At 44.4% G+C, this 11,005-nt stretch carries 9 protein-coding genes; 4 read left to right on the forward strand and 5 right to left on the reverse strand.

Going from position 1 to position 11,005, the window contains the following annotated elements; all coding sequences use genetic code 11:
• Positions 1-60: 60 nt before the first annotated feature.
• Complete coding sequence (locus AACW75_RS22235) at positions 61-1,377, reverse strand: multifunctional CCA addition/repair protein (protein ID WP_145569894.1); 1,317 nt, start codon at positions 1,375-1,377, stop codon at positions 61-63.
• A 36-nt stretch (positions 1,378-1,413) separates the two neighbouring features.
• Between AACW75_RS22235 and AACW75_RS22240 the strand changes: the two genes are divergently transcribed.
• Positions 1,414-3,084: an ExeA family protein gene (locus tag AACW75_RS22240; protein WP_186437176.1), complete on the forward strand. Its 1,671-nt coding sequence runs from the start codon at positions 1,414-1,416 to the stop codon at positions 3,082-3,084.
• The gene (locus AACW75_RS22245; protein WP_145569892.1) at positions 3,084-4,010 is read left to right on the forward strand and encodes a general secretion pathway protein GspB; all 927 of its coding nucleotides are present in this window, start codon (positions 3,084-3,086) and stop codon (positions 4,008-4,010) included. Before AACW75_RS22240 ends, AACW75_RS22245 begins: the two co-directional genes overlap by 1 nt.
• A gap of 155 nt (positions 4,011-4,165) precedes the next feature.
• Here AACW75_RS22245 and AACW75_RS22250 read toward each other — a convergent pair whose 3' ends face one another.
• The 3 genes from AACW75_RS22250 to AACW75_RS22260 form a co-directional block, all read right to left on the reverse strand.
• Positions 4,166-4,777 carry a TIGR04211 family SH3 domain-containing protein gene (locus AACW75_RS22250; RefSeq protein ID WP_017072786.1) on the reverse strand — a complete coding sequence of 204 codons (612 nt, stop codon included), beginning with the start codon at positions 4,775-4,777 and terminating at the stop codon, positions 4,166-4,168.
• Between the two features lie 205 nt (positions 4,778-4,982).
• On the reverse strand, positions 4,983-6,245 hold the full coding sequence (locus tag AACW75_RS22255) for an inorganic phosphate transporter (RefSeq protein WP_004735961.1): 1,263 nt from the start codon (positions 6,243-6,245) through the stop codon (positions 4,983-4,985).
• A gap of 128 nt (positions 6,246-6,373) precedes the next feature.
• Positions 6,374-7,054, reverse strand: coding sequence for a TIGR00153 family protein (locus AACW75_RS22260; RefSeq protein ID WP_004735960.1), 681 nt, complete (start codon positions 7,052-7,054; stop codon positions 6,374-6,376).
• A 207-nt stretch (positions 7,055-7,261) separates the two neighbouring features.
• Here AACW75_RS22260 and AACW75_RS22265 point away from each other — a divergent pair, with 207 nt between their 5' ends.
• Positions 7,262-8,779 carry a CYTH and CHAD domain-containing protein gene (locus AACW75_RS22265; protein WP_017072788.1) on the forward strand — a complete coding sequence of 506 codons (1,518 nt, stop codon included), beginning with the start codon at positions 7,262-7,264 and terminating at the stop codon, positions 8,777-8,779.
• Positions 8,780-8,818: 39 nt separating this feature from the next.
• Here the strand turns inward: AACW75_RS22265 and AACW75_RS22270 are convergent, their stop codons facing one another.
• Complete coding sequence (locus tag AACW75_RS22270) at positions 8,819-9,568, reverse strand: potassium channel family protein (protein ID WP_237297514.1); 750 nt, start codon at positions 9,566-9,568, stop codon at positions 8,819-8,821.
• 97 nt (positions 9,569-9,665) lie between these two features.
• Here AACW75_RS22270 and AACW75_RS22275 point away from each other — a divergent pair, with 97 nt between their 5' ends.
• A complete protein-coding gene (locus AACW75_RS22275; protein WP_017072790.1) occupies positions 9,666-10,922 on the forward strand; it encodes a methyl-accepting chemotaxis protein in 1,257 nt (418 codons plus the stop codon).
• Positions 10,923-11,005: the final 83 nt, after the last annotated feature.

Here is an 11,005-nt window from a genome sequence, read left to right on the forward strand (position 1 = left end):
GAAACAAAAAACCCGCTTAGTCGCGGGTTTTTTAATGCATTTTAATCAGCGTTATGAAGCTTATTGATCAGCGAGTTCTGATAGGGCGTTTTCAATTGCGGCAGCTCTACGCTTTTCTTGTTCTTCTCGAATATCTTTACCTTGAAAACCATCAGCAATTATCGCTTTGACTTCTACTTGAAGCGCCGCTTGGTAAGCGACTTCAAAACGTGCTTTTTGAGGGTAAGGCTGAGCTTCTAACCCTTTACGGCCAGCGTGATCAGCTTGGCAGCAAAGCAGTATGTCGTTGAGTCTGTCTGGTTTACGCCAAACATCAAACTTATTCAGAACCTTTAGGAAAGTAGTGGACTTGAGCTCGCCTGCGCGATGGATATTAGAGTGTTGCTCGCAAACTAACAGTGCGAGATCTCTGAATTCATTGGGCACTCTGACTCTTTGACACAGCTTCTTAATGATTTTTAAGCCTGTATGGCAATGCATTTTGTGGCTTGGCCACTCGCTTTCTGGCGTGACGCCTTTGCCTAAATCATGTACTTGAGCGGCAAAACGCACGGGTAATGATGAGCTTAATAGCGCAGCTTGCTGAGCAACCATCAGAGTGTGGATGCCCGTGTCGATTTCTGGGTGCCATTTTTCAGGTTGAGGCACGCCAAATAGAGCGTCAATTTCAGGCAGCACAACAGCCAATGCACCACACTCTTTAAGTATCGAAAGGAATACTTCAGGGTGCGGAGTGCTGAGTGATTTATGCCACTCTTGCCAAACTCGTTCGGCAGTGAGATGTGCCAGTTCACCGGATTGAACGATTTCGCTCATCATGACCATAGTTTCTGGTGCAACCGTGAAGTTAAGGTGATGAAGCTTCGCAGCAAAGCGAGCCACACGCAGCACACGCAGAGGATCTTCAACAAAAGCATCTGAGACGTGTCTTAAAATTCGATCAGACAGATCTTTCTGTCCATGGTAAGGATCGCAGAGTTGGCCTTTGTCATCTTGAGCGATGGCGTTGATCGTTAGATCTCGGCGCATCAAGTCTTCTTCTAAACTCACGTCTGGAGCAAAGTAACATTCGAAGCCTGTGTAACCTGAGCCTGACTTTCTCTCGGTACGAGCCAGTGCATGCTCTTCTTTGGTTTTTGGATGTAAGAAGACAGGGAAGTCCTTCCCGACAGCGGTAAAGCCAAGGCTCTCCATTTCTTGCGGGGTACTTCCGACCACGACCCAATCTTTATCATAGCTTTCAATGTTGAGCAGTTTGTCGCGTACCGCACCGCCAACGAGATAGCGTTGTAGCCCATTCTCTTTTGGTAGGCTATCGAATATTTGCAACGTATCACCTCGAAATGTTTTATCACTGCTGGACTTTACTGCAAGCAATGGTACTTTCCATTAATCGTAATTATAGGGCAGCACATGTATAAGGAATATTTTGGCTTCGTTGAGATGCCATTTTCGATTGTACCAAATTCTCGCTATTTGTTTTTGAGTCAGCGTCACCAAGAAGCGATGCAGAACCTACAAGCCGGTTTAGGCGAGGGTGGGGGCTTTGCAATGCTTACAGGAGAGGTCGGTACAGGGAAAACAACGGTCGCCAAGGCAATGTTGTCTTCTCTCGATAGCCATACCCAAGCTGGCCTTATACTTAACCCTACATTTTCCAATACGGATTTACTTGAAGCTATCTGCGATGAGTTTGAGGTCGAGTACCCTGAACAGGCATCGTTAAAACAGTTGAGTCAGGTTATTCATCACTTCTTGTTGGATAGTCATGCTCAAGGCATTCAAACCTTATTGGTGATCGATGAAGCCCAACACCTTGCTGCTGATGTGTTGGAGCAGCTACGCCTACTGACCAACTTGGAAACCGACAGTCGCAAACTATTAAAAGTCTTGTTGGTTGGCCAGCCTGAATTGCAGCAACACTTACAAACGACTCAGTTGCGTCAGCTTGCACAGCGTATTACGGGTCGTTATCACTTGTTGCCACTCAATACTGAAGAAACTGGCAAGTACATCGCGTTTCGCCTGGAAATGGCGGGTGGCGAGCAAATGTTGTTTTCAAATCGCTCGGTTAAGTTAATCGCCCAATATACCCATGGTATTCCAAGGCTGATTAACTTGGTGTGTGATAAATCGCTTCAGCTCTCTTTTCACAATGGTGAACAAGCGCCTTCTAACGAGACAGTAAGCCAAGCTTGCCAACAAATCATGGCTTTTCAAGCTGATGTGTATCATGTTGAAAAACCTCGCAGCGCCCATGTGACACCAAAATTAATCCAATACGTAAGTGTCGCTACATTAAGTATTGGCTTAGCTTTCGCGACCTTCAATTTCGCTCCATCTTATATAGATTCTTGGCCAGAAAAGGAGTCTTCAAGCAAAGCACAAACCGAAGTGTCTGCACAGCTTCAGCGTTCTTTAGTGGCAGATACATCCAGGCTAGTCGCTGAGCCTGAACTTTCAAAATTTGCATTACCACAACACATTCAACAGCACTTAATGCAAGGGACCAACCGTTCTCTGGCGATTAAGAATCTCTATACGCTTTGGGGATATCAGTCTTCTTTGCGTGATGGCTTGTGTTTAAGTGAGCCACAAAGTGTGTTCGTGTGCGAGCAACACCAATCGAACCTAGAGTCGTTGTTAGAGCTTGGTGTGCCTGTCGTTCTTAATTTAGATATAGAACAAGAGTCAGTGTTTGTGGTTCTTTATGGTGTATCTGGGGACTCGGTGGAGCTTCTCGTCAACGAAAAGCTGTTGGTGATGCCTAAGCGCTCTTTAGAACAAATATGGGACGGCGATTATGTCGCGATTTGGAAACAGCCACTAAGAGAGACACTCAAAGAAGGCTACCAAGGCGAGGCAATTGCCATGCTTGATCTGTTACTTTCCGAAGTTTTGGATGAAGTTGTATCTGGCAGTGATGTGTTTGATAACGAGTTGAAAATGAAAGTTGAAGCCTTCCAGATTTGGCAGGGAATGTCGGTCGACGGCATTGCTGGCAAACGTACATTAGCAAGGCTACAACGATTAGCTCAACTCGACTCACCTAAATTGATGTCATTAGATGGAGGTGCAAGCTGATGTCTCGCATTATGCACGAGCTCAAACAATCTGAGCTTAGAGGTTATCAAAGTCATTACGTACCGAATTCTGCAATGGCGATCAGTAGAAAGAAAGGTTCATCGCTCGCTATGGGGTTACTCCTTGTGTTGGTTCCTTCCCTGCTAGTGGGAGGAGTTTTAGTTTACCAATCTCATAACCAACAACAGTCACCATCAGCAAATCAACCCGTTGATGTCATGCAGACAGAGCAAGCACCTCAACCTGACGTTAAACCTCAAATAACTGACGCTGAAACACAAGCTATGGAGGCAACGTCAGAGGGAGTTCAAAACGAGGCGTTGTTTGCTGTTCGTGCTGCACCGGCAAGTCAGACGTTAAAAGCACTACCGCGCCAAGCTGTGTATGCGAAGATTGACCTAGATAGCGGTAATAGTGCTGGTGGTTCAAATGTGATGTTGGCAAATGCAGATAAGCGCGCACAAACGACAATCAACGCTGACCTATCCACTGCGCAGTCATCAGTCCAATCAACTGCGAGTGATGAGAGTAGTGATTTGCAATCGGACAGTGATTTACTGCAAGGGCTAGATCTCAGTGAGTTACCACCTGATCTGGCATTGAAGCTTGAATCCATGATGGATGAGCAGCAAAACACGCCAGAGCCGATGGATTCTAGGCCTGCCGGGCGAGAGAATTCACAAGTCATCGAGTTAGAAACTCATATTAATAGCTTGTCTGGGGTATTACCCAAGTTAGACCTACAAACTCATATGTACTCTAGTAGTGAGATGAAACGTTGGGTTAAAGTGAATGGTCAAGAAATTGCTCAAGGAGACTGGATAGGGCAGGACATTCAGTTGCTTGAGATTAAACCACAATCGGTGATCATTGAGTTCAATCAGCAGAAGATAGAAATCCCAGCTCTGTACGAGTGGAAAGGCTAGTGTAATAGGGATTCGTTTTTCCAGTCGTACAGAGTGGAGATTTGAACGCGGAACCAAGACAAATAAAAAGGAGCACCGAGGTGCTCCTTTTTGATATTCGATACTGAATTTACTTTGATTCACGCAAAATACGTAAAGTAAGCAAAACGAGTCGCTTACGCCCAGCCGTTTGGTGACTTTCTGCGACGAGGCATAATGTGTGGCAGGATAAGGCCAAGTAGTAGACCAATACCAGCAACACCACCACCGTACATGAAGTACTTCAGTAGTAAGTCATCTTTTTGTGTGTCTAGCTTAGCACGTAGCTCACGGTTCTCTGTTTGAGAGCTGGTTAGCTGTTGGCTAATCTCGCTGTAGTTCTGTTCAAGCTCTGCAATTTGCTTGTTACGAGAATCTAGGGAGCTCGCTAGGCCAGCTTTTTCACTGTCAGCACTTTGACGAGCATTTGCTAGCTTGCCTTTTACTTCAGTTAGCTCTTTCTCTAGTTTAGGCATGCGTAGTGCCATGCTCTCTTGTGTGCTTACGAACTTGCTTTCAACCCAACCTTTACGACCACGGCTATCTTGTACTTCGGTATAACCAGTGCTCTTGTTAGTTTTTAGATAGGTAATCTTTTCACCAGCATCAACACTACCGATGATACGGAATGTGTTGTTTGGGCCAGAGTGCATATAAGTAAATAGTTTGTCAGCAATATAACGGTCTTGTGCAAAGGCAGCTGGAGCCGCAAGCATTGCGAACAAAACTAAGCTAATCAGTTTTTTCACAGTAAATCCCTTAACGATTCAAATTGGTTAGGCAGATGAGTCAGCCTCAATTAGCAAATAATATTTAGTTTCTTTATGCGGTGCAACAAAGAAGGGAGGCAAAGCCTCCCTTTCTGTGCGTTTGAGTCAATAATGACATGGTATTTACATATCATTACCGAAGCTCACCGTTTTCTGACGCTAATATTTACTAACGTCAGGGCTATTACATTGTAAACATAGCCTGAATTGCGTAGAAGAACACAACTGCAAGTAGTGCACCAGCAGGTAGCGTTACAATCCAAGAAGCAACGATGTTACGCACAACACCTAGGTTTAGAGCTGCGATACCACGAGCAAAACCTACACCTAATACCGCACCAACCAATGTTTGCGTTGTTGAGATTGGAAGACCAGTACCAGAAGCAAGAACAACGGTACATGCTGTTGCAAGTTGAGCTGCAAAACCACGGCTAGGTGTTAGTTCTGTAATACCAGTACCCACTGTCGCCATTACTTTATGGCCCATGGTAGCAAGACCAACAACGATACCAATACCACCTAATGGAAGAATCCACCACGCAATGCTGCTTTTCGCTGTAAGTTCACCCATATTCTCAACGGTTGATACTACAGCAGACAATGGACCAATCGCGTTTGCTACATCGTTAGAACCGTGAGCGAATGCCATCGCACAAGCGGTAATAACCATTAGAACGCTGAAGATACCTTCTACACCGGCAAAGCCATGGTCTTCTTCGCGATTAGCAAATTTCTTTTGAATGTATAAGTAACCGCCAACCATGACTACAGCAGAAACACCTGCAGCCCATAGCCATGCTTCAGTGCCGCTTAGGTGAAGGCCAACGTGCTTAAGGCCTTTCTTGATCGTTACAAGTGCAATGACCATTGTAGTAATGAACATGTACACAGGCACAAAACGCTTAGCGTTAAACAACGGATTTTCTGTATCAAATATCAGTCGTTGGGCACTTACGAAAATGAGATAGGCGAAGATGCCGGAAATCAACGGTGTGACAATCCAACTACCCACAATACCTTGAACGCTGTTCCAGTCTACTGCTTCTGTACCTACAGACACACACGCGAAACCGATGATTGCACCGATGATCGAGTGAGTCGTTGATACTGGCCAGCCCATGTATGATGCTAGAAGTAACCATGTACCAGCAGCCAGTAGCGCCGACATCATGCCGTACACAAGTACGTCAGGTTGATGAGCGAATAGAGACGTTTCGATAACACCTTTACGGATCGTGTCAGTTACTTCGCCGCCCGCAAGGTAAGCACCTGCGAATTCAAAGATCATTGCGATAATGATCGCTTGTTTTACGGTTAGAGCTTTAGAGCCTACTGAAGTGCCCATTGCATTCGCAACGTCATTTGCACCAATACCAATAGCCATCAAGAAACCGAAAGCTGCTGCAACAATAATCAGGACAGTGCCGTAGTTAGCAAGGATATCCATCGTAATACCTAGTTGTTTGATAACAAGCGGAACAAATTTAGACGCAAAAAACCGCTCAGCGAGAGAAATACTCAGCGCATAAGTGGTTTGGTTAAAAAATGCTCTTCGTTATATAGTTAGCGTATGATTTAAGATCGAGAAAGCATTACTTCAAGACGAGCGCCTACACGCTGTGCTTGATCTGCAATACCACCAACCCATTCAAGAATTTTGTATAAGAACATGATGTCAACTGGATTCATATCGTCTTCAATCGCCATTAATTGTTGGCGTAATTCGATCTGCATCGCGTCCGTGTCATCTTCAATTACATCTAATTGATGAATCATTTCAGCAACGAGTGTTACTTCACGGCCTTTAAAGCCTGTCTCAAGTAATTCGTCTAGTTCATTGATTACGTTTTGTGCTTGGTTCGCTGCATCTAGACAACGTTTAACGTAAGCGATGAAGTTTTCTTGCATTGGAGCTGGAATGACGAGTTGACGACCATATACACGGCCAGCAATGTCTTTCGCTAGGTTTGCGAGTTTGTCTTGTTGCGTTAATAGCTCCAACATATCGGTGCGATCAACTGGCATAAACAAACCACGAGGAAGTTTAAGGCGAATTTCACGTTTTAGTACGTCAGCTTCTTTCTCAAGGTGAGAAATTTGAGCTCGAATTTCAGATGCTTTCTCCCAGTCACCTTTTGAAGAAACTTCAAAGAAATTAACTAGGTGAGAACAACATTCGTTCACGCATACTACGTGACGCTGCAAAGGTTTAATTGGGGACTTTGCAAATAACCCCATAATTGTATTTACTGGCATGGTCATCCAACCTAATAAATAATAACCTTAAAACAACATACACCATATTCATGGTGAAATGTTAAGCGATGGCTACAAAGTCGCGCATGTTAACCTAATCAATGTCTCATTAAAACTGTTTTAGATCATCATAAGGGCGATATTTCTGACTTGCTGAGTTTTCAAATTGGCAATATCCTGTCCCTATCTTCACAGAAAGGTATAACTATGGAAACCGAGATAGAACTGAAGTTTTTTGTTTCTCCTGATTTTTCAGAGACTTTACGCAATAAAATTGCTGAAACTAAAGTACTTCAGCACAGTTGTCGTGAGCTAGGTAACATCTACTTTGACACCCCTGACAACTGGCTACGCAAGCACGATACAGGCTTGCGCATTCGACGCTTTGATGACGTATTTGTACAAACCGTAAAGACCGCTGGTCGTGTGGTCGCTGGCCTGCATCAAAGGCCTGAATACAATGCTGAACATGACAGCAATGAACCTAAGTTATCTTTACACCCAGAGGAGATTTGGCCTGAGGGTAAAGATATTGAAACGCTGCAAGCTGAACTTACGCCTCTGTTTTCGACTAACTTCATTCGCGAACAATGGTTGATTGGTATGCCTGATGGCAGTCAAGTCGAGGTTGCGTTTGACCAAGGCTTTGTCGAGTCAGGTGAACTACAAGACCCTATTTGTGAAGTTGAGTTAGAACTTAAATCGGGCCAAACGGATGCTCTATTTACTCTGTCTCGTCAATTCTGCGAACAGGGTGGTATGCGTCTAGGAAATCTCAGTAAAGCGGCCAAGGGTTATCGTCTTGCCCAAGGTTATCAAGGAGATGAGGTCACTCCTTTGACCTTAGTTGATACAAGCAAAAGTGATACTGTTGAATCGTGTTTCATTCAATCTTTAGAGCACGCTCTCGCTCATTGGCATTATCACGAACAGATTTTCACTGAACGTCAATCGATTGAGGCGTTGCATGAGATCAGTCATTCACTGAGTTTTATTCGTCAAACCTTTACTATTTATGGCGGCATTGTGCCTCGCCGTGCGAGTGCTATCCTGCGACAAGAGCTGAAATGGCTTGAGCAAGAGCTCGATTGGCTTAAGAGCTATGACCATTTTGAGGATTTACTTGAAGATAAAGGTCATGTGCTTCGCAAACTGGATGCGCGTAAGTTCTTAGTTGCTGAACTTAAAGAGATGGAAGAACAGCTTCCTGATCGTGAAGATTTACTTACCTTACTGAGCTCTGCCCGCTACACCGGTCTGCTGTTGGATTTAAGCCGCTGGATCTTATCTCGTGGCTGGCAGCCGTTTTTAGATGATAAAGCCCGTGAACAAATGGCGCACGGCATTGAATGGTTCTCTGTACAGCAGCTCGATCGCACATGGGCAGAGTTGATGGAAGCTTTCCCGCCAGAGCGAGTGATGACGAGCCAAGCGTATATTGACCAACAGTATCGCCTAATGCGCAATCTTTATACTGGTGTTGGTTTTGCGAGTTTATACGATGACGATGAACGTAATAGTTTCCGTTTGCCGTGGGCCGATCTGGTGCAAGGTATTGATGACTTACTGGCTCTTAGAACGCTTGCACCACTTACTGATAAGTTGGAAGGTGGAGAGAAGGTTCAACTGGAACGTTGGCTAGCTCGCCAAGAAGTATCGATTCTGCATGCGATGGAACAGACACGCCAAATCAGCGTGGAAGTTGAGCCATACTGGCAAGACTAAACTTAAGACTAATATGAATGATAAAATAGGGCTTCGGCCCTATTTTTTTGTTTGTTTCTCAAGCGCCTCTATCCGTTCAAGTATCAGTTGTTGCTGCTCTAAAATCTTATCCAGTTTACGTTCTTTATTTTCAGCTCGTTGACTCTCATGATGAGTTGGTGAGGTGATTAAAGAAGTAATTAAGCCCGAAATCATACCAAAAACACCCACACCGCAAACAATTACCAGAGACGCCACTAATTTTCCTGAACTGGTCACTGGATAATGATCACCGTATCCCACTGTACTGATGGTAACGAAAGCCCACCATAAGGCATCTTGGCCAGTGGTAATGTTGGCATTGGGATCCTTATGTTCCAACAAAAGGATCGTTCCGGCGCCTATGGTCAGGAGAATGACCAATAGCAGAATAATCGATGCGAGCGTGGTCTCTTTTCTATTACGAAAGAGTTCTCTGAAAACACGTTTACCTGAACGCAAAACGAGAATCACACGCAAGATCTGAAAAATGCGAGCGGAACGAAGAGGTTCGATCATTGGGATGCTTGCTAAGAAATCGACCCAGTGTACTTTCAGATATTCTTTCTTGTTTTGTGATCTGAATAGATCAATCGTGAGCTGAAAAAGAAAAACACTACAGATTACAAAATCGAGGCCGATAAGGACTTGTTTTGATTCTTTATCAATCGGTACAAACAATAAGCCTGAGATCACAAATAACGCTAAGAAAGAGAGAATCAGTGATAATAAGCTCATCGGCTTGGTTGTGTCTTTGGTACTATTTAACATTCATACGAGGCTCAAAATAAATCGCGAACTTTGACTGACATAGCCACCTCGCGGATATAGAAGCCATCAATATATAAGAATTAATGGAGAACTGACAATGACTAAACTGTCATTCAAGCCGTGGGAAAGGATAATCTCTGACGTTCGTCTCGTTCCAAAAATGGTCATGCTGATGATATTCAGTACTATTTTGATCATTTCGAAACAGTTATGGGACGCAAGTACGTTTTACGATTCATTGCTTGCTGTAACCAATAATGCGCAAGTTGCACAGCAGCATTACGAGACTTACCTAGTTCAAGTGGCCTGGCAAACAGCCTTAATGATCGTTGTGTTTGTGGTTCTCTTATTGGCAGCAGCTCGTGTGATGTTGCGTCAAACTCAATATCTTAACGATGCGATTAAAACCATGGCCGATAAAAACTTATCGGTGCCTATTCAAATGGATTGTAAAGATGAATACGGCGATGTGGCTCGTGAACTAGAAAAAACGCGTGTCCAATTGAACGACATGATCAAAACTCAGGTGTCCTCTTCAGACGAGTTATTCGCTTTGACCGAAGTGATGACCATCAGCATGTCTGAAACTAAAGATTCGGCTCAAGAAGAATTCAATGAGATCGATCAACTTGCGACAGCAATGAGTGAGATGACTTCTACGGTGCAAACCGTAGCTGAGCACGCGCAAAGCGCCTCTTCACTAACTGAGCAAGCTTCAGGGCAAGCTCTTACGGGTCAGAAGTTCGTACAAGGCTCTGTTTCTAAGATGAGCGAACTGTCTTCAGATATCGCAGCCTCTGCAGCGGCGGTAAACCAAGTTGAAGAGCGTGTTGATTCGATTGGTAGTGTTGTTGGCACTATCCAAGGTATCTCTGAACAAACTAACCTATTGGCACTGAACGCAGCAATTGAAGCAGCGCGTGCAGGTGAAGCTGGTCGCGGTTTTGCAGTTGTTGCCGATGAGGTCCGTAACCTTGCACAGCGTACTCAACAAGCAACGGTAGAAATTCAAGACATGATCAGTCAGCTACAAAGCAGTGCAAATTCAGCTGTCGAGTTGATGGAAAAAAGCGTTGTAGAAGCCGCTGAAGGCGTTGATCTTGTTACCAATGCTGGATCTGAGCTTGATGGTATTGTGAGCCAAGTAAACCAGATTAATGATATGAACTTCCAGATCGCGACAGCCGCAGGTCAACAAAGCAGTGTCGCAGAAGAGATGAGTGTCAACCTGACCAATGTTCGTGAGCTTGTTGAAGCGTCCGTTGTGGTCGTCAGTGAGCTGCTTGAAACGTCTCAACTTATGGAAACTAATGCGCAAGAGCTGGACGGTAAGATTAAGCAGTTTAAGGTTTAATCTTTAGCTTCTGGTTTTTATGTTCAAGGGCTTATTCCCAGAGGTTTGTTTCTACAGATAGATAGAGAGTAGATAGATAGAGG

This window comes from Vibrio sp. L3-7, assembly GCF_963898195.1.
In the GTDB taxonomy this organism is placed as follows: Bacteria; Pseudomonadota; Gammaproteobacteria; order Enterobacterales; family Vibrionaceae; genus Vibrio; species Vibrio echinoideorum.